22 protein-coding genes are annotated in these 23136 nt (G+C 70.1%); 10 read left to right on the top strand and 12 right to left on the bottom strand.

The features are described 5' to 3' along the window. Positions 1-152 precede the first annotated feature (152 nt). The 3 genes from ACX1D1_RS00895 (at position 153) to ACX1D1_RS00905 (ending at position 3621) form a co-directional block, all read left to right on the top strand. On the top strand, positions 153-377 hold the full coding sequence (locus tag ACX1D1_RS00895; RefSeq protein WP_459055538.1) for a LapA family protein: 225 nt from the start codon (positions 153-155) through the stop codon (positions 375-377). After that, positions 347-853, top strand: coding sequence for a DUF8691 family protein (locus ACX1D1_RS00900; RefSeq protein WP_459055539.1), 507 nt, complete (start codon positions 347-349; stop codon positions 851-853). Before ACX1D1_RS00895 ends, ACX1D1_RS00900 begins: the two co-directional genes overlap by 31 nt. A gap of 80 nt (positions 854-933) precedes the next feature. Next, positions 934-3621, top strand: coding sequence for a winged helix-turn-helix domain-containing protein (locus ACX1D1_RS00905; RefSeq protein WP_459055540.1), 2688 nt, complete (start codon positions 934-936; stop codon positions 3619-3621). Here ACX1D1_RS00905 and glsA read toward each other — a convergent pair. Genes glsA through ACX1D1_RS00920 form a run of 3 tightly spaced genes read right to left on the bottom strand, consistent with a single transcriptional unit; the run spans position 3618 to position 7031 of the window. Beyond that, complete coding sequence (gene glsA, locus ACX1D1_RS00910) at positions 3618-4688, bottom strand: glutaminase A (RefSeq protein WP_459055541.1); 1071 nt, start codon at positions 4686-4688, stop codon at positions 3618-3620. The two genes, ACX1D1_RS00905 and glsA, sit on opposite strands and share 4 nt — an antisense overlap. Positions 4689-4708: 20 nt before the next feature. Next, positions 4709-6190, bottom strand: coding sequence for a leucyl aminopeptidase family protein (locus ACX1D1_RS00915; RefSeq protein WP_459055542.1), 1482 nt, complete (start codon positions 6188-6190; stop codon positions 4709-4711). 46 nt (positions 6191-6236) lie between these two features. Then, complete coding sequence (locus ACX1D1_RS00920; protein ID WP_459055543.1) at positions 6237-7031, bottom strand: META domain-containing protein; 795 nt, start codon at positions 7029-7031, stop codon at positions 6237-6239. Positions 7032-7193: 162 nt separating this feature from the next. On the opposite strand from ACX1D1_RS00920, the gene ACX1D1_RS00925 reads away from it, so the two are divergent. Beyond that, positions 7194-7703: a flavodoxin family protein gene (locus ACX1D1_RS00925; RefSeq protein WP_459055544.1), complete on the top strand. Its 510-nt coding sequence runs from the start codon at positions 7194-7196 to the stop codon at positions 7701-7703. Positions 7704-7731: 28 nt separating this feature from the next. Next, entirely contained in the window at positions 7732-8241 is a 510-nt protein-coding gene (locus ACX1D1_RS00930) for a mycothiol transferase (protein ID WP_459055545.1), read from the top strand. A gap of 127 nt (positions 8242-8368) precedes the next feature. Here ACX1D1_RS00930 and ACX1D1_RS00935 read toward each other — a convergent pair whose 3' ends face one another. Continuing rightward, entirely contained in the window at positions 8369-9088 is a 720-nt protein-coding gene (locus ACX1D1_RS00935; RefSeq protein WP_459055546.1) for a hemerythrin domain-containing protein, read from the bottom strand. A 248-nt stretch (positions 9089-9336) separates the two neighbouring features. Further along, complete coding sequence (locus tag ACX1D1_RS00940) at positions 9337-9705, bottom strand: winged helix-turn-helix transcriptional regulator (protein WP_182781244.1); 369 nt, start codon at positions 9703-9705, stop codon at positions 9337-9339. 87 nt (positions 9706-9792) lie between these two features. On the opposite strand from ACX1D1_RS00940, the gene ACX1D1_RS00945 reads away from it, so the two are divergent. The 5 genes from ACX1D1_RS00945 to ACX1D1_RS00965 all read left to right on the top strand — a co-directional run bounded on the left by ACX1D1_RS00945 (position 9793) and on the right by ACX1D1_RS00965 (position 15556). Continuing rightward, the gene (locus ACX1D1_RS00945; protein WP_182781243.1) at positions 9793-10194 is read left to right on the top strand and encodes a nuclear transport factor 2 family protein; all 402 of its coding nucleotides are present in this window, start codon (positions 9793-9795) and stop codon (positions 10192-10194) included. A 520-nt stretch (positions 10195-10714) separates the two neighbouring features. Beyond that, complete coding sequence (locus tag ACX1D1_RS00950) at positions 10715-11887, top strand: serine/threonine-protein kinase (protein ID WP_459055547.1); 1173 nt, start codon at positions 10715-10717, stop codon at positions 11885-11887. Positions 11888-11910: 23 nt separating this feature from the next. Beyond that, on the top strand, positions 11911-12132 hold the full coding sequence (locus ACX1D1_RS00955; protein WP_459055548.1) for a hypothetical protein: 222 nt from the start codon (positions 11911-11913) through the stop codon (positions 12130-12132). After that, entirely contained in the window at positions 12132-13799 is a 1668-nt protein-coding gene (locus ACX1D1_RS00960) for a hypothetical protein (RefSeq protein WP_459055549.1), read from the top strand. Before ACX1D1_RS00955 ends, ACX1D1_RS00960 begins: the two co-directional genes overlap by 1 nt. Then, on the top strand, positions 13796-15556 hold the full coding sequence (locus ACX1D1_RS00965) for a hypothetical protein (RefSeq protein WP_459055550.1): 1761 nt from the start codon (positions 13796-13798) through the stop codon (positions 15554-15556). Before ACX1D1_RS00960 ends, ACX1D1_RS00965 begins: the two co-directional genes overlap by 4 nt. A 164-nt stretch (positions 15557-15720) precedes the next feature. Here the strand turns inward: ACX1D1_RS00965 and ACX1D1_RS00970 are convergent, their stop codons facing one another. The 7 genes from ACX1D1_RS00970 to ACX1D1_RS01000 all read right to left on the bottom strand — a co-directional run bounded on the left by ACX1D1_RS00970 (position 15721) and on the right by ACX1D1_RS01000 (position 23030). Beyond that, a complete protein-coding gene (locus tag ACX1D1_RS00970; RefSeq protein ID WP_459055551.1) occupies positions 15721-15975 on the bottom strand; it encodes a type II toxin-antitoxin system VapB family antitoxin in 255 nt (84 codons plus the stop codon). A 344-nt stretch (positions 15976-16319) separates the two neighbouring features. Continuing rightward, positions 16320-17138 carry an SDR family NAD(P)-dependent oxidoreductase gene (locus ACX1D1_RS00975; RefSeq protein ID WP_459055552.1) on the bottom strand — a complete coding sequence of 273 codons (819 nt, stop codon included), beginning with the start codon at positions 17136-17138 and terminating at the stop codon, positions 16320-16322. A gap of 19 nt (positions 17139-17157) precedes the next feature. Then, entirely contained in the window at positions 17158-18138 is a 981-nt protein-coding gene (locus tag ACX1D1_RS00980) for an ABC transporter ATP-binding protein (protein WP_459055553.1), read from the bottom strand. Positions 18139-18147: 9 nt separating this feature from the next. After that, entirely contained in the window at positions 18148-19170 is a 1023-nt protein-coding gene (locus tag ACX1D1_RS00985) for an ABC transporter ATP-binding protein (protein WP_182781235.1), read from the bottom strand. Further along, positions 19170-20183, bottom strand: a complete 1014-nt coding sequence (locus tag ACX1D1_RS00990; RefSeq protein ID WP_459055554.1) for an ABC transporter permease — start codon at positions 20181-20183, stop codon at positions 19170-19172. The genes ACX1D1_RS00985 and ACX1D1_RS00990 overlap by 1 nt, the downstream gene beginning before the upstream one ends. Positions 20184-20250: 67 nt before the next feature. After that, entirely contained in the window at positions 20251-22002 is a 1752-nt protein-coding gene (locus ACX1D1_RS00995; RefSeq protein ID WP_459055555.1) for an ABC transporter substrate-binding protein, read from the bottom strand. 50 nt (positions 22003-22052) lie between these two features. Beyond that, positions 22053-23030, bottom strand: coding sequence for an ABC transporter permease (locus tag ACX1D1_RS01000; protein WP_459055556.1), 978 nt, complete (start codon positions 23028-23030; stop codon positions 22053-22055). Positions 23031-23136: the final 106 nt, after the last annotated feature.

Consider the following 23136-nt stretch of genomic DNA (forward strand, 5'->3'; position numbering starts at 1 on the left):
CACTCCTCAGGAAGCTCGTGTCCGCGCACGACGCACGGATCACTCAGCCAACCCTCCTTCGCCACCCCCCGCCGGGCATCACCCTCCACGGGTAATCCGCGCCGGGCCGTCTCGCGGGAGGATGGCTGAACCGCGTCAGAGAGGTCACCGATATGAGCAGCACCGACAAGCCCTCCGCCGGACTCCTCCGCTCTCCACGAACCTGGGTGGGCATTGCCCTGGCGATCGTCGCCGTGGCGTTCATCCTGCAGAACCGGCAGAGCGTCGCCATCGACCTGCTGATGCTCACCGTCACCGCGCCCATGTATCTGGCGCTCAGCTCGATGTTCCTCGCAGGGCTCGTCACATGCTGGCTCATCACACGCCGGCGGCGGTGACCGGCACCCGCCCGCTGGAGCTCAGGATCCAGGCGGAGGGTGAGATCGACGACGCGCTGGCCGCCGAGCTCGGCGGGTTGTCGACGCGGCGGGTCACGGGCGGGGCGGTCCTGACGGGCACCGTCGTGGATGCGGCCGAGTTCTGGGGCGTCCTGCATCGGCTCCACCGCGCGGGGGTGAAACTGCGATCGGTCGAGCGGCTGGGGCCGGGCGGGTCCTCGCACAGGCAGACCCCCGTCTTCACCCGCGAGGCCGGGTGCCCGTCCGGAGGCGGCGGAGGCGTGGAGGTCCGCATCGAGGTGGAGGGGCACGCCGCCGGTGTGATGTCGGTGGTGCTGGCCGATGCGGACGTGTACCAGACCCCGCCGTCGACCACCCTGGTGATGCGGGTCGCGGGCGACGACGTGCTGTTCTCGGTCCTGGACCTGTTGGAGGATCTGGCCCTGGACCTGCGCGGCATCCACGTGGCCGGCTGAGGCGCGCCGCCTCGATCGCTGCTGCACCCCTGGGTCGCCTAGGATGCCGTTCAGGGCCCAGAGACAGGAACGAGGCCAGGGTGGCAGCTCGCCAGCAAATTCGGTCGTTCAACGAATCCAGATTCCGCGTCCCGGTCCGATCAGACCGGTTCATCCGCCGCGCCCGCGTCGTGGATCTGCTCAATGCGAGCCTCGCCTACCCCGTCATTCTCGTCACCGGCCCGGCGGGGACCGGCAAGACCTTGGCGGTGGCGGACTGGACCCTTCAGGGCCACCTGCCCGGCCCCGTCGCGTGGCTCTCCCTCGATTCCGGAGACGCCGCCGCGTCACGATTCTGGGCGTCGGTCCTGTCGGCACTCAAGGCGGCCGTTCCGGCTGCCCTCCAGGGGCTGGAGATCCCGGACGCGCCGGATGCGGACTTCCTGCACAGCGTCGCGGAGAAAGCCGGCGGGGGCCTGGTGCTCGTCCTGGACGACGTCCAGGAGCTCGACGGCGGCACCACTCTCGATTGGCTCGACCGGGTCCTCCGCTGGCCTCCCAAGGGTGTCCGGTTCGTCCTGGTCTCCCGGCACGACCCCCCGGTGGCGCTGCAGCGGCTGAGGCTCGAGGGGAAGCTGGGCGAGCTGCGCTTCGCCGATCTGGCCTTCACTGCCGCCGAATCCCAGGAGTTGATGGCAGAATCCGGCGTGGAGCTGTCGTCGGCGGCGCTGGACCGGCTGATGGAGACCACCAGCGGCTGGGCGGCGGCGCTCCGGCTGGCGGCGCTGACGCTGCGGATCGCGGACGAGCCGTCTCGCGCGATCGAACGCTTTGGCGGCCTCACCTTCCTGGTGTCCGAGTACCTGTGGGACGAGGTCTTCACCCTGCTCCCGGAGCGCTACGGGGAGTTCCTGCTGCGCACCTCGGTGTCCGGGCGGCTGTGCGCGCCGCTGGCCGCGGCGCTGACCGGGGAGCCGGGGGCCGACGAGATGTTGCGGGCTCTGGCTCGGGAGCAGCTCCTCGCGCACGAGGTGGAGGGCACGGGCTGGTATCGCACCCATTCCCTGCTCAACGAGGTCCTCCGTGCGCGGCTGAAGTCCACCCGGCCCGAGCTGGAGCAGGACCTGCAGCGGAAGGCGGCCCTCTGGTTCGAGGCGAACGACGCTTGGATCGAGGCGCTGGACCACGCCACTGCCTCCGGCGACTGGGACTTCGCCGGCCAGATTGCGATGAGGTCCGGCGCGGTGGCACTCTTCGGCACGGACCGCCATGCCTTCGGCGACGTGATGGCGCGTGTGCCGTCGGCGGCCACGGTGGACTACCCCGAGCTTGCCGTGGCCCACGCCGTCGCGGCCTATTCCCGCAGCGACCGGGGCGCCGCCGACGCCCTCGTGGCGCGTGCCGTGGGCCAGCTGGGCACGCTGCCCGAGCCTCGACGGGCGCTGGCCACTCTCACCCTGCAGACCATCAAGGCCGCGCGGGCCCATCGGCAGGGCGACGCGCTCGCCATGCGCCGCGCGGCCACCCAGGCGCACGACCTGCTGTCGGGCGTGTCCGCGGCGGAGGCCCCTGGATGGTCGGCCCACCGAGGATTCACGCTTGCCCTGCACGGGGTGGCGGAGCTGTGGGCCGGTCGGCCGGACGACGCGTGCCACCTCCTCGAGTCCTCCATCGAGGCGTATCCATCGTCCGGTTTCACGGCGTATGGGGAGGTCTACTACCGCGGGATGCTTGCGCTGGCACAGGCCGGGAGCGGCCGGTTGGCCGTGGCGCGCCCCTCGGCGGAGAGCGCGCTCGCGGTGGCGCGCAGCCAGGGACGTTCGCACTCCTATGAGAGCCAATGGGCCTGGTTGGCCCTCTCCATCACGCTCATGTACGCCGGCGACGGCGACGCGGCGCGCGACGCTCGCCAGCAGTGCGCCGCCGCGGCAGGCGCTGAGATCAACCCCTTCGTCGCGGGCACCCTCCTGGTTCTGAAGGCGCGGCAGGCGCTGGTGTCCGGAGACCTGGGCGGCGCACGCCGGGGGGTGGCGGCGGCCGACGCGGCGGTGGCGAAGCGGCAGGGCATGCTGACGATCGTGGCCCTCCTCACCTCGCTGCGGGTCGACCTCGCCTTGGCTGAGCGTGACATCGAGAAGGCCAGGGCCACCCTGGCCGAGTACGACGCCGGGCCCCTGGGTCGCGATGGCGGCGCCCTCCCAAGACCGGACGCCGTGTCGAACTGCCGCGCCAGATTCCTGCTGGCCACCGGCCAGCCGCAGGGCGTGCGGTCCTCCGTCGAACATCTGCTGGAGGTGGTGGGCGCGGAGGCCGTGCAGGCGTGGCTCTCGGTGGCGGTGGCCGAGGATCGTCTGCGCCACGATTCGCTGGCCACCGAGGCGATGGGCAGGGCCTTGGACCTGGCCGTGTCCGAGGGTGCGGAGCTGTTCGTCCTGCGCCAGTCGAAGCCGCTCGCCTCGGCGCTGCGCCGTCATCGGGAGGTGGTGGGCACCCACCGAAGCCTCGTGGAGAGGGCCCTCGCCGCGGCCGGTGTGCCCACCGCCCCGGCCGCGTCAGCGCCCCTCGCCCCGCTGACGGAGCGGGAGCAGGCCGTCCTGTCCTACCTGCCGACGATGGGGTCCAACTCAGAGATCGCCGCCGCGCTGAGCATCTCCGAGAACACGGTCAAGCAGCACCTGAAGTCCATCTTCCGGAAGCTGTCTGTGAGCAGCCGTCGCGAGGCCGTCCGGATCGCGCGAACTACGGGGCTGCTCGACGGCGTGGCGGGTGGCGGATCAAACCAGTTCTAGAGGTGGGTGGCTGTGCCCTGCGGACTTGAGTCCGCGGCGGTCGCCTTGGCTCTGCGGGGTTCCCTGGTCACCTGGATCTGGGCCGTCGACTGTAGGAGGTCCAACCCGAGCCGTCGGGCCAGGTGCCTTGCCACGAGTTGCCCCCTGACGCTGTTGCCTGCGTCGTCGAGCGGTGGGCTGAACGTGGCCAGGCCGCCCTTCCCGGGGGAGATGGTGACGATCCCGCCGCCGATTCCGCTCTTGCCGGGCAGGCCCACTTCGTAGAGCCAGTTCCCCGAGGTCTCGTACAGCCCGGCCGTCAGCATCACCGCCAGGACGGGATGGCAGAGGTCCTCGTCGAGCACGCGTTCGCCCGTGACGGGGTTCACGCCGCCGTCGGCCAGCGTGGCACCCATCGTCGCGAGGTCGCGGGCGGTGACCTCGACGCAGCTCTGGCGCGTGTAGAGGTCCAGGGCCAGCTCCGGATCGGCGCCCAGGGCGCCGCGGCTGTGCAGCAGGTTCACGGCTGCGCGATTGACGTGGTTGGTGGTTGACGCCGAAGCGTAGGTGTCCTCGTCGACGGCGAGGTCACGGCCGGCGAAGGCCGAGAGTCCCCGGAGGATGGTGTCCCACTTGTCCTCGCCCCTGCCAGGGATGAGGCTGGTGGTGGCGATGGCGCCGGGGTTGACCATGGGATTGGTGCGCCCGTCCGGCACCCGCTCCACAGCCGAGGCGGAGTTGAACGGCAGTCCGGTGGCGTTGACCCCGACGAGACGACGGGCCTCGTCCGCGCCGAGGGCCTGGCAGAGGAGGGCGAACGCGAACGGCTTGGCCACGCTCATGATGGTGAACGGATGGTCCGCGTCCCCTGCGGTGAAGACGGCGCCGTTGACGCCCACCACGCACACGCCGAACAGGGCGGGGTCTGCTCCGGCGAGCGCCGGGTACACCTGCGACGGTTCGCCCTCCGCGGTGAAGCGGTACAGCTCGTGCGCCTCGGCCACGAGGGCCGAGACGATGGGCGCACCCGGGAGGCTCCCCGTCGAGACATGGGAGGGACTGAGGGCAGCCTCCCGGGTGCGGGTCATGGGGTAGGGCCGGCGCGGTCTCAGGCCTTGAAGTTGAGCGCGAAGTCGATGAGGAGGCGGGTGCCGAACCCCGTGGTGCCCTTGTTGCGCCACTTGTCCGCCGACCACGACTGCGCGGTGCCGGCGATGTCGATGTGCACCCACGGCTTGCCGTCGACGAACTCCTCCAGGAAGAGGGCTGCGGTGATGGTGCCGGCGTTGGCGCCGCCCATGTTGCGGAGGTCCGCGAGCTCCGAGTTCAGCTCGGGACGGTACCGGTGCGCCAGGGGAAGCTCCCACACGGGCTCGTCGACGCGCTCGGCGGCGGCCTTCACCTGGTCCATCAGGTCCTCGTTGTTGCCGAGCACGGCCGCGATCTCGGTGCCGAGCGTGCGCATCGCGGCGCCGGTGAGGGTGGCGATGTCCACGATGGCGTCGACGGGTTCCTCCGTGGCCAGCACCAGGGCGTCACCCATCACCATGCGGCCCTCGGCGTCGGTGTTGATCACCTCGACGGTCTTGCCGCCGCGCATGACGACGATGTCGCCCAGGCGGAGCGCGGAGCCCGACGGCATGTTGTCGGTGCACATGAGGTAGCCGGTGACCTGGGCGGTGCAGCCGAGGTCCTTGAGCACGGTCATGGCGGCGAGGATGGCGCCCGCGCCGCCCATGTCGTTCTTCATCACGGCATGCACCTCGTCGCCGGGCTTCAGCGCCAGGCCGCCCGCGTCGTACATGATGCCCTTGCCCACCAGGGCCAGCTTGCCGGTGGGCTCGCCCTGGGGGCGGTAGACCAGTTTGACCATGGCCGGCGGCTCGACGCTGCCGAGGTTGATGCCCAGCAGCCCGCCGCAGCCGAGCTCCACCAGCTCCTCTTCGCCGAAGACCTGGACCTCGAGGCCGGCGTCGGGGCCCATCTCGAGGGCGAGTTCGCCGAGCTTGGTGGCCGTGAGCATGCCGCCCGGGGTGCCAGTGAGGTCGCGGGCGAGCTTGGTGGCCTTCACCAGCAGCAGTCCGCGCGCCACGGCCGCCTCGGCCTCAGGCACGTAGCCCTCGTCGCACACCAGCGCGAGAGCCGTGAGCTTGGCGTCCGGCCCGTCCTGGCCGATGCGGTAGACGTAGCGCGCCAGCGCCGAACCCTCGACGGCGGCGATCACCGTGTCCGTGACGCCCGCCGGGGACTCGGGCAGCACGACGGCCAGCCGCTCCTGCTTGGGCACAGCGCGCGCGAAGTGCGACACAACGTTGCGCAGGGTGGTGGCGTCCGCCTTGTCGCGGTCACCGCCGCCGACGAGCACCGTGAGCGGACCCTCTGCACCTACGAGGACCAGCGTCTTGCCCACCGCGGCGTCGAAACCGAGGGAGGAGGCGCGCTCTCCGGTGATGCCGCTGGCCGCCGGGGGCTGCTCGCCCGCGAAGACGATGTGGGCGACGGCGTCGATGCCGTCAGGCAGTTCGCCGACGGTGACGGTCAGCTCGCGGGTGGGCAGGGAGAACGGGGGGTACGGCGCTGCGTGGGTCATGGTCAGTCCTTCAGTGTCGCGGATGGGTGGCGGTGTGGGCGCGCCGTCAGGCGCGGGTGAACTGGACTGCGATGGCGTCGTCGGCGGTGCGCATCTCTAGCGTGTCGCCCTCGACGCTGAACGTGGCGGCGCTCTCCAGGGCGGCGACGATGGCGGCCTCCTGATCCATGAGGCCCACCGGCGCCTCGCACGCCATCTGGGTGGTGGCGATGGTGCCGAACGAGATGGTGCCGTCGCCGGCGGTGTAGGAGCCGAGGAGGCGGTTGCAGCCCCCCGTGCCGGAAATGGTGCCGTCGTCGGCGAAGGCGAGGTCCGCCTCCGTGCCCTCGAGGAGGCTGACCGCCGCGGAGCCGTCGTTGTAGGAGGTGATGGTCCAGGTGGTGTCCGCCAGATCCTGGGACTGGGCGGTGAAGGTGGCCAGCTCGGCCCCGGCCTCGTCGCTGAGGGTGAGCGAGTCGTCGGCGACCGCGAACTCCCGGGCATCGACCAGGGCCGCGAAGAACGCCGACTCCTGCTCCATCACCGCCTCGTCGCAGGCCATCATCGTGGAGGGCAGCGCGTCACCGACGGTGAGGGCCGAGCCGTCGATCTCGTAGGTGCCCGCGAAGCGGTTGCAGCCGCCGGAACCGAAGAGGGCTCCGTCGTCGGCGAAGTGAACGGTGACAGTGGAGCCCTCCGCGGGCGCCTCCCCGCCGAGGGTGCTCAGGAGCCACGTGGTCCCGACGATGCTGCCGGCCACCTCCTCGCCCGCGGGTACGTCCTGGGGGGTTGCGGAGGGGGCGCATGCGGCCAGCAGCAGTGTGACCCCCACCAGCGCCGTCGCCCACACTGTCTTCGCCATCGAGTAACTCCTTCGTGTCGGTCCGGCCATCCTCCCCGCGAGGGGAAGTCTGGACATCACCCACGTTGGGTAGTACTCGGCCGTGTGTTGCCTGGCGCCGCCGGCCACCGCGGCGGGGGGGTCGCGGCGGGCGTAGGCTGAGGGAGACCGGAAGGACGGGCGATGAAGGCCGTTGTTGTCTACGAATCATTGTGGGGAAACACCGCCGCCGTGGCGCGGGCCGTGGCCGAGGGGATCGGGGCGGGTGCCGTCGCGCTGCCCACCAAGCATGCCGGCGCCGAGGCTGTGGCCGACGCGGACCTGATTGTCGCGGGCGGGCCGGTGTTCGCGTTCCACCTCTCCTCGGAGCGCACCCGCAACGACATCCGGGAGCATCCCGAGCCGGGCTCCCCCGCCCCGGACCTGAGTGGACCGTCGATCCGCGCGTGGATGGACGCCCTGCCGGCCGGCTCCGCGGGGTTCGCCTCCTTCGACACCGAGGTCCGCGGCCCCTTCGGCAAGGGGGCCCCGACGATCGCGAAGGAGCTCGAGGCGAAGGGCTACCGGCGCGTCGCGAAGCCCGAGGGGTTCATCGTGCAGGGCAAGTACGGGCCGCTGAAGGACGGGGAGCTGGACCGCGCCCGACGGTGGGGCGAGACCTTGCGCGGCGCGGTCGCGGGCTCCGCCGGCTGACGGGCGCTGCGCACGCCAGAATGGGCGCATGAACGCCATCGACATCCTGCTCGACGCCGCCTCCCGTCCCCGCGACGCTCTCAGCGCGCTTCACCTCGCTGACGAGACGCTCAACGCGCACCCCGGTGGGCACGCCAACTCGGTGGCCTGGCTGCTCTGGCACACCGGGCGCGAGATCGACCTGCAGCTGGCCCACCTCACCGGCCTCGATGAGGTGTGGACCCGCGACGGCTTCCGTGACCGCTTCGCCCTCGGCGCGCTGGGCGACGGGGTCGGCTACGGCCACAGCGCGGACGAGGCCCGCGCCGTCGTCGTGGTGGATCCGCAGCTGCTGGTCGACTACGCGACGGCCACCGTCGACGCGCTCGTCGACTACATCCGCACGCTCAGCGAGAAGGACCTCGACGGCGTCATCGACCGCCACTGGAATCCCCCTGTGACGCGCGGGGTCCGGCTGGTCAGCATCATCGACGACGCCGCCCAGCACATCGCGCAGGCCGCCTACGTCTGCGGGATGCCCCGGGTGGCCGGCGGCTGAGCAGGTCGCCGTCGCTCTGGCGCGGAGGCAGCGACGACCAACAGCTAAATGTCAGGCTGAGTATCGAGTACGACACTCAGCCTGACACTTAGCTGATCGGAGGGACCCGCTGCCGAGCCCGGACGGGTCAGGTCTGCGGGACGGGACGGCCCGGGAACAGCTCCTGGAACTGGCGCTCGAACTGGCGCTTCCCCACGAGCCGGTACATGAACCTGATCGGCATCGGCAGCTCGTCGAACATCTGGCGCGACTCTCCGGGCGAGGCGGCCAGCATCATGCCCAGCTGGACGAGCAGCCGCGACTTCGGGATGGCGTCCATCGAATGGTCGCCGAGGTGCTTCCACTCCTCGGCCGTGATCACCTTCTCCGCCACCGGCACCACCTCGACGACCTCGCGGCGCAGGTGGACCTTGAGCACCTCCAGAAGCTCCTCGTACGCGGTGGCGAGTTCGTCACCCAACTTCGGATCAGCGCTCGCCCGCCACGCCGTGAGAAGCGGCGCCACCTTGGCCAGCAGCCGCGACACCTCCGCGTGATGAGCCCGCATCTGCCCCACGTGCAGCGCACAGCCCGGCGCGCGTTGCTCGAGGCGGTCCCACAGGAGCTCGTCCTCGGACTCGTGGTGAGTGTGCAGGGTGGCGTCGATCTCCGCGATGTAGTGGCCCACGAACTCGGAGCGTCGCGAGTCCCACGCGGCGGTGGAGCGGATCAGCGCCGGGGCGTCGGTGTACCCGTACAGAAACGCGTTGTGCACCACGCGCATGTCGGCGGTCCCGTTGCATAGCTGGGGCCCGTCGGGAATCGGCGGGGATGTCTCGCCCGGGGCTGCTCTGTAGAAGTCGGTCATGGTTCCCCCTTCGTCCCTGGGGCGACGGCGCCCTCGGGCCATTGTGCGAACAACGGCGCGGGCGGGCAACGGCTGCTCCGATCGCGGCCCCCGCACGCGCGACGGTTGATCGGGCGGAGGGTGCGCCGGGCTACAAAAGAGCCTGTTCGTCAGTCCTCGACCTGGGTCCGTGGATGTCGCGGAGTCGGGTCCCGAACTGGGAGGCGGACGACCACCGAAACCGTTTCCGCCGATTCGGGTGGAAGGGCTCAAGCCTTCTGGTCGTAAGCGTCTCTGGCTGCTTCAACCTCCGCGATGTGCGTCTCGGCCCACAGGCCCAGAGCGGCGAGGGGGTCCCGCAGGGTTTGCCCGAGAGTGGTGAGCTCGTATTCGACTCGCGGGGGCATCTGATCGTAGGCGGTTCTGGAGACGATCCCGTCGCGCTCAAGGTCTCGCAGCGTGTCGGCCAGGACCTTCCCGCTGATTCCGTCCACGGCCCGCCGAATCTCCCCGAAACGCAGGCGACCGTCGCTGAGGGCGATCACGGTCATCGCGGTCCATTTGTTCGCGATGCGCGCCAACGAGGTGCGCGACGGGCACGTTGCGACCATCACATTCCACTGAGGCGGCTGGTCCATCGTCATCCACTCCTGACGGTTACGTTGAGGTAACAGGTTACCAATCGTTACCTTGATCTCACGCACCCCCGAGACAAGGATCATCCGATGAACAACAATGCTCCAGCCGCCGTCGCCGCCGCCTACTTCGAGGCACTGGGAAGAGGTGACGTGCCCACGGCGATGGGCCTGATGAGCCCGCAGGTGGTGTGGCACCAGCCGGGGGCGAACCAGTTCTCAGGCGACCACACCGGCATCGACGGTGTGGGGTCCCTGCTGGGCGGGATGATGGACGTGAGCGCCGGCAGTTTCCAGCTTGTCGTGACCGGGCCCGCGATGGCGAACGGCGAACTCGTTGCGGTTCCGGTCCGCTTCAGCGGGACACGCGCCGACGCGTCGATGGACATGGCCGGGGTGGACCTCCTGACCATCCGGGACGGACAGATCATCGCTGTGCATCTGTTCTCCGAAGACGGTGCCAACGAGGACGCGTTCTGGGGGCGCCGCTGAGCTTCACCCCGCTGCGATTGACCGATATCCGCGACCACGCGATCCAAGCACCGGTCGTCGCAGCGGTGGGCGCCGTCCGGGTTCAGCCGATCTCGTGCACCGCACCTGGAACCAGGTCGGGTACTCCACCGGCGTGCGGTCGAGGGCCGCGGGGTCGAACGTGAGCTCGTCTCCGTCGGAGAGGGCGAACTGGTGGGACGACCACCGCTGCAGGCCGTCGCGAATCGAGTCGTCGTCGTTGGCCGACGCCTGCGCTCCGTCCCGACGCCTGCCCTCCGTCCCGACGCCTGTACTACAGTGCTGGCGCCCCGGAGGCGCCTGTGTCGCGTTCAGCCGCCCGCGCTGTAGCTCAGGCGGCCAGAGCTAACGCAGGCGCCTCCCGCGCAGCGGGCACCGGCCGCGCTCCATCGCGCCCCGGGTCGGACACCCGTCGCGGCCCGGTGTTCCCGCGAGGGGCGCTGGCCCACGGCGGTACCATCGAGGCGGAGACCGCACTTCCAGACCACCCAGGGGGGCCGACATGACGGAGCACGCCGGCTTCGTCGTCGCGGACCGCTACGAGCTGACCGACGAGGTGCCCAAGCGGGGCGGCATGGCCCACGTGTACACCGGCGCGGACCGCCAGCAGGGCGACATGGTCGCGGTGAAGTTCCCCACCGGCGCCATGAGCGTCGACGGCGCCTTCAGGGCGAGGCTCCACAGGGAGCGGGCGCTCCTCTCGCGCATCGAACATCCCAACGTGGTGCGGGTCCGCGACGCCGGAACCGGCCCCGCGCCGTGGGCCGGGCCCCACGAGGATCACCCCTACATCGTCATGGACCACGTCCGGGGCGAGACGCTCCAGGAGAAGCTCAAGGTCACCCGACGGTTCACCGCGGAGGCGGTGGTGGACATCACCCTCCAGGTGCTGGCCGGCCTGCAGGCGATGCACTCGGACCCGCAGGTGATCCTCCACCGCGACATCAAACCCAGCAACGTGATGATCGACGGCGACGGCCGGGTCACCATCATCGACCTCGGCATCGCCAAGTCCTCCTCCGATGCGCCGGTCACGCTCACCGGCCTCCAGCCGGGGAGCCCGCAGTACGCGTCGCCGGAGCAGCTGCTGGGCCAGCCGTTGGATCCACGCTCGGACATCTACTCCGTGGGCTGCCTGATGTACAAGATGCTCACCGGCTCGCTGCCGTTCGGCGCGCTGGAGGCGTCCACCGGGGCGCGCCCCGCCGTCGTCCCGCCCAGCGTGCGGGCGGACGATCCCAGCCTGGAGCTCCTCGACGGCGTGGTGCTGAAGGCCCTGCAGCCCCAGCGCGAGGACCGCTTCGCCAGCGCACACGAGATGGCGGCGGCGATCTCGACGGCGCAGGCCGCGCGGGAGGAGATCACGATCGTCGACGGCGGCGCCACCACCCCCGCGATGCGCGGCGACACCAGGATCGATCCGGCGCGCGTGGATGCCGTTCGCGCCCCGGCCGGCATCCCGGCGGCGCACCTCGTCGTGGCGGAGCAGTCCAAGCGGGCGCTTCGCTCCAGCGTCCACCGGCCCCAGGCAGCCTACGACGAGGTGGTCAGGGCGGCGGTGACGACAACGGTGAAGGAGCGGGTCACGCGCGCGCTCCTCATCGGGGTGGCCATCGGGGTGGGCGCCGCGATCCTGCTGGCGATGATGGGGGTTCTGGCGGTGCTGGGGAAGTGATAGAGCGGCTGACCGCATTCGTCATGGGACTGGTCACCCCCTTCGAGCTCACCCGCGATGAGCTCGGCGCACTCACCGGGCGGACGGGTCGGCGCTCGGATCCGGTGACGGTGCGCCTGTCGACCTACCTCGACGACGTGGACCGGCAGCTGCAGCGGATCTCCACGATGGTGACCGTCGTCAGCGCGGTCGTCACCTTCCTGGTCCTGCTGCTCGTCTTCTGGCTGTGGGGGTCGGTGAGCTGATGGGGCGCGCATGTCTGCTGTGCAGCGCCGAGGAGGGCGACTGGCTGGTGCTGGAGGTCAGCAGCAGGCCCGACGGCGGCTCGTACCGGCTGCGCCACCGCGACATCGTGCTCGGCACGATGCTTCCCCGCGACCCCGTCACCGACAGGTGGGAGGTCTGCCGCTACGGCCACATGCGCCGGGTCACGGCGGCCCAGGCGCCGCCCCCCAACATCGTCATGCGCCTCGTCAGGGCCATCATCGGGACCACCACCCGCGACCAGCCGCGCCCCGACGCCACCGATGACCCCACCGTCGTGCAGATCCTGGGATCCACCGGCGGGGGCAAGTCTCAGCTCGTGCGCGGGCTGTGGCAGGAGGTGCTGCCGCCGTCGCACCTGGGGGCACCCGAGATCGCGCCCGGGCAGGAGCGTCAGGTGCGGCGCGTGCTGACCCCGGAGATGGGGCAGCGGTTCACCACCGGGAGCATCGAACCGACGGCCGACTACCGCGAGACCGCACGGCAACGGCTCACCGCGTACCTGGGTGCGGTGAGCGACGATGTCGCGGCCCCGGACAAGCTGGAGCACGTACTGCGGCAGGCGCTGCTGCTGGAGAATCCGGATCCCGCCAGCATCGAGTACCGGGCCCGCATCTGGGGCAGTACGAGGGCCCCGTACCTGTTCCGCAGCACGCATGGCGGGCGGCAGGTCACCACCGCTCTGGTGGATCTCCCCGGCGAGATCATCGACAGGTTGACCGACCTCGGCGACGGCGGGGTGAAGCTGGGCCGCAGCGAGCGAGCTCAGCTCAACTACTCGCATCACTTCCTCGGCGTCCTCGACTCGTTGTCGCTCTCGTCTGTGTATCACCAGCTGAGCGAAGCCGAGCGGTTGGCATCCTCGCGGGTCCGGGGCGGCCAGCCCGGGCACGTGTTCATGTCCACCCGCCAGCAGGCCCACGAGTTGCTGCACTCGGTGCTGTTGATGAGCGACGGCGAGCTCACGGCCATGGGCCACGCGAAGCTGTCCATCGCGGTGTCCAAGTCCGACGCGATCCACAGTGCTCTCGCCCGGCAGCCCGTAGCCCCCGGTGAACCGGACGCGCTGAGGCGCTGGGCGTGGGCCTTCCGTCGGCCCGAGTCGGCCAGGGAGTTCCAGGGCGCTGCCGCGGATGCGGTTCTGGCGGCGGTGAACCACTACGACCCGGAGTTCATGACGGCCTCCGCGCGCCAACTGCTGGGTGGAGTGCTCAAGGAGAGCGACCGCTATGAGCGCGCCAGGGTGGCCAACGAGGTTGCGCTGGCCGTCCTGGGCCACTTCGGGGATCCGTCGAACTTCTGGGGGCTGGTGGCCACGGACGCCTTCGCGCCGCTGCGCGTCGGCGGGCTGGAGGTGGCCGTCGAGACCTCCGAGCGGTACTGGTTCGCCGGCGCCGACGGGTCCGTCCTGCAGGCCCGCGACATCGTCACCGCCGTCCTCGCCTCTGCCCTGCTCGGCGCCGACTTCGGCAGGAACCTCGTCTCGACGCTCAACGGCACCGCGGCGATCCGCTTCATCCTGACCTGCACGCGCGAGTTCGTCACGCCGGACGGCCGGGTCCGCCAGGTCGGCGACCCTGATGCGGTGATCCCGTCCAACGCCGGGCTGCTGCATCTGATGACGGTGCTGTTCCAGGAGCCCGGATGACGACCCAGGCCTGGCTCGTCTCCACCCGATCGGACCGCGGAGGCGGCTTTCGCCCGGACCCGGAGCGCAGCTCGCCATCCCTCCCGCCCCAGGTCGCGGCCGAGTTCGCGGCGCTCGAACCGCTGTACCCGCAGCTCGCCGTCGCCGGCTCCCCTGACGCGCAGGGCATCGCCGTGACCACCTACCGCTGGTCGCCTCGGGTGGGCTCGTGGGTGGTGGTCGTCCAGGGGTCGGGGGGCCACTACGGTCCCGCCGGCACCGTCCAGCTCGCCGCCCTGTCCGACGGCGGCACCCTGATGGACTGCCTGCCCGGATCGCTGCCGGTGGTGCGGCGCGACGGTTGGCTCCTGCCCGGCCCGACGGTCCGCCCGCGCACCACCCTGAAGGCGCCGGGCCAGGAGGTGGAACGGGCCCTGGCAGGCATGCTGGCGCTGGACCCGTCGCGCCGGGTGCTTCTGCTGCCGGGGAGCCAGGGGCAGGTGGATCAGCTGCTGGGGTGGCTGTGCCGGATCCTGCCCGAGGGCGTGGCGCAGGGATACACCTGGTCCACCTCGCTGGCCGCCTCGCGCATCGAGGCCGGCGAGACCGTGATCTCGGGCGAGTGGCCGGAGGCCCTGCGGGAGCGGCACCGCGACATTTTCCGCGGCTTCTCGGCGCGCGCACCTCACGACGACGGGGCCCGGCCGGACGTGGAGCCACTCCCCACAGGGTTGGCCTGGGCGCTCGGCGAGGCGGCGGAGCGGCGGTATCCCGGCCGGAGGTCGCGGGCGGGGAGCTGGGCCGAGTGGCTGGAGGAGCTCGAAGGGCAGCGGCCGCTGTCGTTGAGTGAGGCGCTGCAGCTGCTCCATGGGCCCATCGTCGGACCTCAGGCACGACGGTGGGCCGACGGAGACCTGTCCAGGCGGCTGCTGTCGGGTGACGTGGATCAGCTCGAGCGGCTGCTGAGCCACCCGTCGACGGTGGTGTCGCGGGGGGCGGTCGACTCACTGGAGCTGCCCGGAGTCTGGGGCCAGCTGGTGCGGATCGAGCGGAGGCGGGCCAGGAAGGGTCAGGCCCCGATGCTGCCGCCTGGCTTGCTGGAGACCGACGCGCTGCTGTTGCTCGCCGAGGATGTCACCACAGGCTGGGACGTGGCGGGGCTCCGGGAGGCGCGGCCATGGCTGGACGGCCTCGGGCTCACGGCCGAGTCCGCGCCCGGCCTGGTGGTGCTGACCGCGGCCGAGCAGGCGAAGGCGCTGCAACGCGACACCCGACGCATCCGGAGGTTCCTCAGCGGCGGGCAAGGCGCGCAGGTGGGGGTGGAGTTCCTCGCCGAGATGGTCGAGCACGACCCTCAGTTGCTGGCGCCGCTGGCCGTCGAGATGACGCGTCCGGGATCGGGCGCGGAACGGGACCTGGCCTCCCTGTTGGCGAGGTTCCCGCAGGTCGTCGTGGGCAGCCGGGCGGCCCCGGCGTTTCTGCGGGACTGCTCCCGGCACCTGACTCCTGCCATGAAGCCGGAGGACGCTCGGGGAATGCGGTGGGGGATCGCCGAGGCGATGGCGACGGCCAACGCCGGGCACCGAACGGGACGGGCCGTGGTCGACGACGCCACCGACGCAGCCATCCTCCGCTTCTCTGTGGGTGACCCGCGCGGTGGTGACGACGCGGAGGCGGCCGACCGCCTCGGCCGGGGGCTCGTGTGGCTCGTGCTGGGCGTGGTCGCGGTCATGGCCGTGGTCCTGATCCTGGTGTTGGTCCTGACGCTGGTGTTGTAGGCCCTGGCCCTGCAGGTGAAGCGACGAACGCCCTGCCACTGTCCCACGCTGGTGCACTGTGATGGCGAGGAGTCACCCGGCTGCGGCGATGTCCGTCTGCGCGAAGTCCCGCTCCGCGTCTGGCTCACCGATGATGATCGCCATCAGGGGAGAGGTGTCGACGATCATGTCGGCAGGCCGTTGTCGTCGTAGCCGAGGATCTCTTCGACTGGACGGGCATCGAGTAGTCGGCGAGCGCGCGCCCGCTCGATGTAGCGGCCGAGGTTGGGTCGGCGCCCGTGCCGCCGCCGCTCCCGCTCCAGGCGTTCGAGCCGCTCCTCCATCGCCACCCGAACGGCGACGGTGATGCTCTCGCCCGTCGCCGCCGCCAGCCGCCTCGCGAGGTCGTCTGTGAACGGATCCTTGATGTTGAGCGCCATCGTTGAATCGTACGAAGAAGTCGACCACATCAGGAAGAAAGTGGGCACGCCCACCGGACGGGAGGAGCGCGAGCCAGGAGGCGGGTCCTTGTGACCGCGGAATCGTGCCCGAACTGCGACCCTCCCTGCCAGGTCCTGAGCGTCGAGCCCCTCACTGGGGTCCCGTCTCCGCGGCGCTGGCCCTCACCCCGAGCCTCCGAAGGCGGGGGTGGGTTTGAGCCGATGGATGGGTTCGCGGAGCGGCCTCCGCTCAGTCCACGCGGGGCCCCTTCGTCGAACCCATCCATCGGCTCAACCCACTGGCCGGCGGGGGCCGGGGGGTCGGATCACGAACCCGGGGGCGCTCAGACGAGCGCGGCCGAGCGGTCCCACAGCTCCCTGGCCAGATCCGTATCCCGCGCCTGCGGGTTGACCTTCCCCGCGACCTTCCTGGACTCGTAGTACGCCCCCGGCTCGAACGTAGCGCCGGGCCTCCCCTCGGCGAACCAGACGAGCTGGTCCGCGCCCTTCTCGTTGGTGATGGTGAACACCTTCTTGAACGGTCCGTGGTAGAAGAAACGCATGGCGGGGGTGCTGTCCGCGCCGAAGTTGCTGCCCACCACCCCGGGGTGGAACGCCACCGCCGCGACACCCTCGTCCCCGTAGCGGCGCTGCAACTCGGTGGTGAAGAGGATGTTGGCCAGCTTCCCGTTGCCGTAGGCCCTCGTCGGGGAGTAGCCGCGGGTGAGCTGCAGGTCCTCGATGTCGAGGCGGCCGAACCCGCGCGCGGCCGCGCTGGAGGTCTGGATGACGGTGGCCTTCCCCGCCACCAGGGCGGGCATCAGCATGCTGGTCAGCAGGAACGGGGCCAGGTGGTTGACCTGGAACGTCGTCTCGTGGCCGTCGACGGTGAGCGTTCGCTCCCCCATGATGCCGCCGGCGTTGTTGGCCAGGACGTCGATGCGCGGGTACGCGGCCAACAACGCGGCCGCAAGGGGGCGGACCTGGGAGAGGTCCGCGAAGTCCGCCACGTGGAACGGAGCGCCGAGTTCGCCCGCGACAGCCTCAGTCTTCGACGGCGAGCGCCCCACGACGACGACGGTGTGGCCGGCGCGGCTGAGCTCCCGCGCGGCCGCGGCCCCGATCCCGTCGCTGGCCCCGGTGATGACGATCGTCTTCTGCATGGTGCCCATTGTGTCGCGGTTACACAACCACGCGGACCGCCGGGTAGTGGCAGGCCACCAGGTGGCCGGGCTCAACCTCCGCCTGGACCGGCACCTCGGCGGCGCACCGCTCGGTTGCGATCGGACACCGGGTCCGGAACACGCAGCCCGACGGCGGGTTCTGCGGGCTGGGCAGGTCGCCCGTGAGCAGGATCCGGTCCCGACCTCGCCGCGGCTCCGGAACCGGAACGGCGGAGAGAAGCGCCTGCGTGTACGGGTGCATCGGCCGCTCGTAGAGCGTGTCGCGATCCGCCACCTCCATCATCTTCCCCAGGTACATCACCAGCACCCGGTCCGAGATGTGGCGCACCACGGACAGGTCGTGGGCGATGAAGAGGTAGGCCAGGTTCCGCTCCGCCTGCAGGTCCTCCAACAGGTTGATCACCTGCGCCTGGATGGACACGTCCAGCGCCGAAACCGGCTCGTCGCACACGATCAGCTTGGGCTTGAGCGCGATCGCCCGGGCCACGCCGATGCGCTGGCGCTGGCCACCGGAGAACTCGTGCGGGTAGCGGTTGTAGTGCTCGGGGTTCAGCCCCACGCGCTCCATCAGCTGTTGGACCGTGCGCTTCACCCCGCCGAGCGGCTTGATGCCCTGGATCTGGAACGGCGCCGCGACAATCGCGCCGATCGGGTGCCGCGGGTTGAGCGAGCCGTACGGGTCCTGGAAGACCATCTGCACCTCGCGACGCAGCCGACGCAGTTCCTCGCCCTTGACCCTGGTGACGTCGCGGCCCTCGAATTCGATGGTCCCCGCCGTCGGCTCGAGCAGCCGGAGGATGGTGCGCCCCGCCGTCGACTTGCCGCAGCCGGACTCCCCCACCACGCCGAGCGTCTCGCCGGAGTCCAGGGTGAGGCTGAGCCCGTCGACGGCCTTGACGGGGGCGCCGGGCGTGCGGATGAGCTTCTGGGTGTGGGTGGGGAAGTGCTTCTTCAGATCGGTGACGTTCAACAGGCTCATCGGACTCTCCTACAGCCTCGGGACGATCTGCTCGGCGAACAGCTCCGCGCGCCTCGCCACGGGGATGTGGCACCGCGAATCGTGCTTGGGGTAGGACTCGAGCAGCTCGGGTACCACCTCGTGGCACGCCACACCCGCGTACTCGCGGAAGGTGCAGCGCGGATGGAAGGCGCAGCCGGGCGGGATGTTGATCAGCGACGGCGGGTTGCCGTCGATCGGCATCAGGCGCTCGGCCTTGAGCCGGTCCAGGCGGGGCATGGAGGTGAGCAGGCCCCACGTGTAGGGGTGGTCGGGTTGGTGGAAGGCGTCGTCGACCTCCGCGTACTCCACGCCCTTGCCGCCGTACATCACCATGACGTCGTCGGCGATCTCGGCCACCACGCCCAGGTCGTGGGTGATCATGATGATGGCCGAGCCGAACTCCTGCTGGAGGCCGCGCATGAGGTCCAGGATCTGGGCCTGGACCGTGACGTCGAGGGCGGTGGTGGGCTCGTCGGCGATCAGCAGCTCGGGGTTGTTGATCAGCGCCATGGCGATCATGGCCCGCTGCCGCATGCCGCCGGAGAATTCGTGGGGGTGCTGGTCCACGCGCTTGTCGGGGTTCGGGATGCCGACGCGGGCGAGCATCTCGATGACGGTGGTGCGGGCGGCCTTCTTCGAGACGTTCTCGTGCACCTGGATGGCTTCGGTGAGCTGCTGTCCGACGGTGTAATAGGGGTGCATCGCCGAGAGCGGGTCCTGGAAGATCATGGCGAGCTTGCGTCCGCGGAGGCGGCGGAGCTCCTCGTCGGAGATCGTGAGCAGGTCCTGCCCGTCGAGCAGGATTTCGCCGCTGACCTGGGCACGTGAGCCGCGGTGGAGACCCATGATCGCCAGCGACGTCACGGACTTGCCGGAGCCCGATTCGCCGACGATGCCCAGCGTGGTGCCCTTGTGGAGGGTGAAGGTGAGGCCGTCGACGGCCTTGACCACGCCGTCGTCGGTGGGGAAGCTGACCCTGAGGTCGGTGACGCGCAGGAACGGTTCGCTCATCAGCCCACCTTCACTCTCGGGTCGATGAAGCCGTAGGCGATGTCGACCACCATGTTCGCGATGACGATGAAGGAGGCGACGATCATCACCATCGCCACGATGGTGGGCAGGTCCATGTTGGTGACGGAGCGGACGGCGAGGAAGCCGAGCCCGTGCATGGAGAACACGCTCTCGGTGATGATGGCGCCGCCGAGGAGGCCGCCGAGGTCCAGGCCGGCCGCCGTGACGATGGGGGTGGTGGCGGCGCGGAGGCCGTGCCTGAACACGACCCGGCGCCTGGTCACGCCCTTGGCGTGCGCGGTGCGGATGTAGTCCTCGCTGAGCGTCTCGATCATGTAGGCGCGGGTCAGCCGGACATAGCTGGCGGCGAAGAAGAACGCCAACGTGATCCACGGCAGGATCAGATTGTGCGCCCAGGCGAGGGGGTTCTCGAAGAACGGCACGTAGTTGGGGATGGGCACCCAGCCCCACTTGATGGCCGGGAAGGTCAGCAGGATCAGGCCGACGAAGAAGGTGGGCAGCGAGAACCCGACGAGGGCGGCGCCGACGATGGTGCGGTCGGGCCATCGGCCCTTGTTGAGCGCGGCGAGGATGCCGCCGCCGACGCCGATGAACATCCAGAGCGAGAAGGCCCCGACGGCGATGGACAGTGAGACCGGCCAGGCCTCGCCGACCATCTCGTTGATGGTGCGGTGCTGGCTGGGCGAGTACCCCAGGCACGGGGCGCCACAGTGGACGACCTGCTCCGGGTTGGACTCGCGGAGCTCCGCGTTGTCCGGGAAGTCGCGGCCGACGAACAGGCCGGCGACGAACTTGCCGTACTGGACGGTGACCGGCTGGTCGTAGCCGAGGGCCTTGCGGTTGCCCTCGAGGATGGTGGGGGTGCAGTTCTTGCCGCAGGTGTACTGGGCTGGGTCGATCGGTGAGGCGTAGAAGAGGACGAAGGTGGTCGCGGTGATCACGAAAAGCATCGCCACGACGGCGATCAGCCGCCTGAGGATGTAGTAGAACATGCCAGCTCCTAGTGTCCCGCGTGGGTGGGGGTGCGCCCGTGGACGCACCCCCACCTCTTGCTCTATGTCAGTTCTTGACCGAGATGGTCGCCACGTCGTAGTAGCCCGTGAAGGTGCCGTTGACGTAGGCGCCCTGCACGTTGCTGCCGCGGACGAACACGAACTGGTCCACGATCAGCGGGATGACCGAGAAGTGCTTGGTCACGGCGTCGGCATCGAGCTGGCCCCAGGCCGCCTCGCGCTCGGCCTGGTCGGCGATCTGGTAGGCGGCATCGATCCCGGCGTTGAACTCGTCGTTGTCGAAGTAGCCGTAGTCCTGGCCGGGGCCGCCGGCGCTGATCTGCGTGCTGCCGTCGAGGAGCTGCGGGATCACCGTCGAGGCCGACGGGTAATCGGCGCCCCATCCGGCCCAGTACGCGTCGTACTTGGGTGCCGAGTCCGGGGACTGCAGCGTGCCGTAGTACTGCTCGGCCGGGATGCCGATGAGGTTGGTCTCGAAGCCGGCCGCGTCCCAGCCCGTCTTGAGGCCGGAGAAGACCTTGTCCATGGTGTCGTTCTTGCGGTAGGCCACGTTGATGGCCACCGGCAGCGTCAGGCCCGACTCTTCCAGCGCCGCCTTGGCGGCCTCGGGATCACCGGTCTCGCCGGCGAGCAGCGGGGTGTCCGGGAAGGCCTCCAGGGCCGGGTTGATCAGCGAGTTGATCGGCTTGGCGACCTGCTCGCCGCCGACGGCGGTGACATACGCGGCGCGGTCAGTGGCCAGGGCCAGCGCCTCGCGGGCCTTGTCGTTGCTCATCACGTCGGACTTGTAGTTCGGCACCAGGTACCGGGTGTAGGGCGAGGCGACGATGTCGGTGCGGCCCTCGGCGCCGGTGGAGACGTTGGCCAGCGCCGTGACCGGTGCCTGGTCGAAGGTGATGGCGTTGGCGTCGTTACCCTGGTTGGCGATCAGGCGCTCGTAGACGGTCTCCTGCGTGAGCGACTCGTCCCACACGATGGAATCCGGGTACGCCTTGCGGACCTCGTCGGTGGCCGGATCCCACTGGTCGTTGCGGACGAAGGTGCCGCCGCTGTTGGGCGACCAGGTGCCCTCCAGCTTGTAGGGGCCGTTGGAGAAGATCTGGAAGTTGGACTTGTCGCCCTGATCCTTGTCCTCGCGGAAGGCGCCGAACGCGGTCATGGTGACCGTGGAGTTGAAGTCCATCACGGGCTGGCTGAGCTTGAACGTGATGGTGTTGCCGTCACAGCTGACGGCCTGGTCGTAGAGCTCCTGGCCGGTGCCGGTGTAGGGGCCGACGTACTGGGAGGAGCCGTCGTCGTTCTTCGGGATGTCGAGGAACTGGATGGCGTAGTTGGGGCCGCCGGTGATCACATCGACGGCGAAGGTGCGGGAGATGCCGTACTTGTAGTCCTCGCAGGTGACGTCCTGGCCGTCCTCCCACTTGATGCCGTCCTTGAGGGTGAACGTCCAGGTCTTGCCGTCCTCGCTCACCGTGCCGGTGTCGGTGGCGGCGTCGGCCACCAGCGTGGCCTGCTCGGTGTTCGAGGTCACCGGCGACCAGGTGGTCAGCGTGCGGCTGAACGTGCGGTTGCCGAACTCGATAGCGACGCCCACGTAGGTGCGCTGCGGATCCCAGTGCTCGGTCGCGGTGCCGATCAGCAGGTTCAGGGTCCCGCCGGCGGTGGGGGTGTCGGTGGCGGCGGACTCGGAGGCCGCCGTCGATCCGCTGCTGGTTGCCGAGGGTGTGGACCCGCAGGATGTGATCAGGCCCAAGGCCATCAGTGCCGCGACGCTCGCGGCGATCTTGCTACGCCTCATTGGCGCTCTCCTTCTTAGGTGGGTGTAGGTGGAAGTTGTGGGTGTGGCCGTCACTGGCGGTCCGCCTTGGGATCCAGGGCGTCTCTGAGCCCGTCTCCGAGGAGGTTGAACGAGAGCACCACCAGGAAGAGGGTGACTCCGGGGAAGATGAAGTACGCCGGGTCCGAGGTGGCGTAGTGCACCGAGTCGTTGAGGATCGAGCCGAACGACGGGGTGGGTGCCTGGATGCCGACCCCGAGGAAGCCCAGCGCCGCTTCGGTGGCGATGTTCTGGGGCATGATCAGCGTGGTGTAGACCAGGATCGGCGCCCACAGGTGGGGAAGCAGTTCGGTGAAGTAGATCCTGAGGCGTCCGGCCCCGAGCGACCGCGCGGCCTCGACGAACTCGCGTTCCTTCAGCGAGAGCACCTGCCCGCGGATGATCCGGGCGAAGTAGGGCCACCCGAAGAAGCCCATCACCGCGATCATGAACAGCATCGACGCCGGCGTGCGGTCCGTGCCGAGGGAGCGCTGGATGAGGTCGATGGCGATGGTGGACAGGGCGATCAGCATCAGCGTCTGCGGGAAGCTGAGCACGAAGTCGATCACGCGGGAGAACAGCCAGTCCACGCGCCCGCCGGCGGTGCCGGAGACGATCCCGATGACGGTGCCCAGAACCACGGAGACCGCGACGGCGCTCGTCGCCACCACGAGGGAGACGGTGAGGCCGGCGAGCACGCGGGAGAGGAGGTCGCGGCCGGTGCCCGGCTCGACGCCCATCGGATGGTCCCAGGACACTCCCCCGAGCGGGCCGAGCGGGAGCGAGCCGAGGCCGCCCACCAGGTCCGTGTTGGAGGAGTAGGGATCGAGCCAGCCGAGCTGGGTCATCAGCGGCGCGGTGACGGCGAGGAGGATGAAGAAGACGGTGGAGCAGAGGGCCACCATGGTGACCTTGTCGCGGGCCAACCGCGATCGCGTGATCTGCCACGGCGTGCGGCCCGCGATCGCGACGGCGCCGTCACGCGCTTCGACGGCGGTGATCTCTGCCATCCGGATCCCTGCTTCCACCCGTGACGCGGCCCTGGGTACTACGGGCCGTCGGCCACACTAGTGGACGCCGTGTTTCGTGTGGGGACGCGGAGGTAACGATTTGATT

It is taken from the genome of Tessaracoccus luoxuelianae, from assembly GCF_054483915.1.

What these genes read in the sequence shown, in the direction of transcription:
- ACX1D1_RS00990 (WP_459055554.1), bottom strand. Translation starts at nt 20,183, where the DNA reads ATGTTCTACTACATCCTCAGGCGGCTGATCGCCGTCGTGGCGATGCTT.
- ACX1D1_RS00900 (WP_459055539.1), top strand. Translation starts at nt 347, where the DNA reads ATGCTGGCTCATCACACGCCGGCGGCGGTGACCGGCACCCGCCCGCTG.
- ACX1D1_RS00955 (WP_459055548.1), top strand. Translation starts at nt 11,911, where the DNA reads ATGGGACTGGTCACCCCCTTCGAGCTCACCCGCGATGAGCTCGGCGCA.
- ACX1D1_RS00985 (WP_182781235.1), bottom strand. Translation starts at nt 19,170, where the DNA reads ATGAGCGAACCGTTCCTGCGCGTCACCGACCTCAGGGTCAGCTTCCCC.
- glsA (WP_459055541.1), bottom strand. Translation starts at nt 4,688, where the DNA reads ATGACCCGCACCCGGGAGGCTGCCCTCAGTCCCTCCCATGTCTCGACG.
- ACX1D1_RS01000 (WP_459055556.1), bottom strand. Translation starts at nt 23,030, where the DNA reads ATGGCAGAGATCACCGCCGTCGAAGCGCGTGACGGCGCCGTCGCGATC.
- ACX1D1_RS00995 (WP_459055555.1), bottom strand. Translation starts at nt 22,002, where the DNA reads ATGAGGCGTAGCAAGATCGCCGCGAGCGTCGCGGCACTGATGGCCTTG.
- ACX1D1_RS00975 (WP_459055552.1), bottom strand. Translation starts at nt 17,138, where the DNA reads ATGCAGAAGACGATCGTCATCACCGGGGCCAGCGACGGGATCGGGGCC.
- ACX1D1_RS00965 (WP_459055550.1), top strand. Translation starts at nt 13,796, where the DNA reads ATGACGACCCAGGCCTGGCTCGTCTCCACCCGATCGGACCGCGGAGGC.
- ACX1D1_RS00895 (WP_459055538.1), top strand. Translation starts at nt 153, where the DNA reads ATGAGCAGCACCGACAAGCCCTCCGCCGGACTCCTCCGCTCTCCACGA.
- ACX1D1_RS00960 (WP_459055549.1), top strand. Translation starts at nt 12,132, where the DNA reads ATGGGGCGCGCATGTCTGCTGTGCAGCGCCGAGGAGGGCGACTGGCTG.
- ACX1D1_RS00980 (WP_459055553.1), bottom strand. Translation starts at nt 18,138, where the DNA reads ATGAGCCTGTTGAACGTCACCGATCTGAAGAAGCACTTCCCCACCCAC.
- ACX1D1_RS00970 (WP_459055551.1), bottom strand. Translation starts at nt 15,975, where the DNA reads ATGGCGCTCAACATCAAGGATCCGTTCACAGACGACCTCGCGAGGCGG.
- ACX1D1_RS00915 (WP_459055542.1), bottom strand. Translation starts at nt 6,190, where the DNA reads ATGACCCACGCAGCGCCGTACCCCCCGTTCTCCCTGCCCACCCGCGAG.
- ACX1D1_RS00940 (WP_182781244.1), bottom strand. Translation starts at nt 9,705, where the DNA reads ATGGACCAGCCGCCTCAGTGGAATGTGATGGTCGCAACGTGCCCGTCG.
- ACX1D1_RS00950 (WP_459055547.1), top strand. Translation starts at nt 10,715, where the DNA reads ATGACGGAGCACGCCGGCTTCGTCGTCGCGGACCGCTACGAGCTGACC.
- ACX1D1_RS00935 (WP_459055546.1), bottom strand. Translation starts at nt 9,088, where the DNA reads ATGACCGACTTCTACAGAGCAGCCCCGGGCGAGACATCCCCGCCGATT.
- ACX1D1_RS00920 (WP_459055543.1), bottom strand. Translation starts at nt 7,031, where the DNA reads ATGGCGAAGACAGTGTGGGCGACGGCGCTGGTGGGGGTCACACTGCTG.
- ACX1D1_RS00945 (WP_182781243.1), top strand. Translation starts at nt 9,793, where the DNA reads ATGAACAACAATGCTCCAGCCGCCGTCGCCGCCGCCTACTTCGAGGCA.
- ACX1D1_RS00930 (WP_459055545.1), top strand. Translation starts at nt 7,732, where the DNA reads ATGAACGCCATCGACATCCTGCTCGACGCCGCCTCCCGTCCCCGCGAC.
- ACX1D1_RS00925 (WP_459055544.1), top strand. Translation starts at nt 7,194, where the DNA reads ATGAAGGCCGTTGTTGTCTACGAATCATTGTGGGGAAACACCGCCGCC.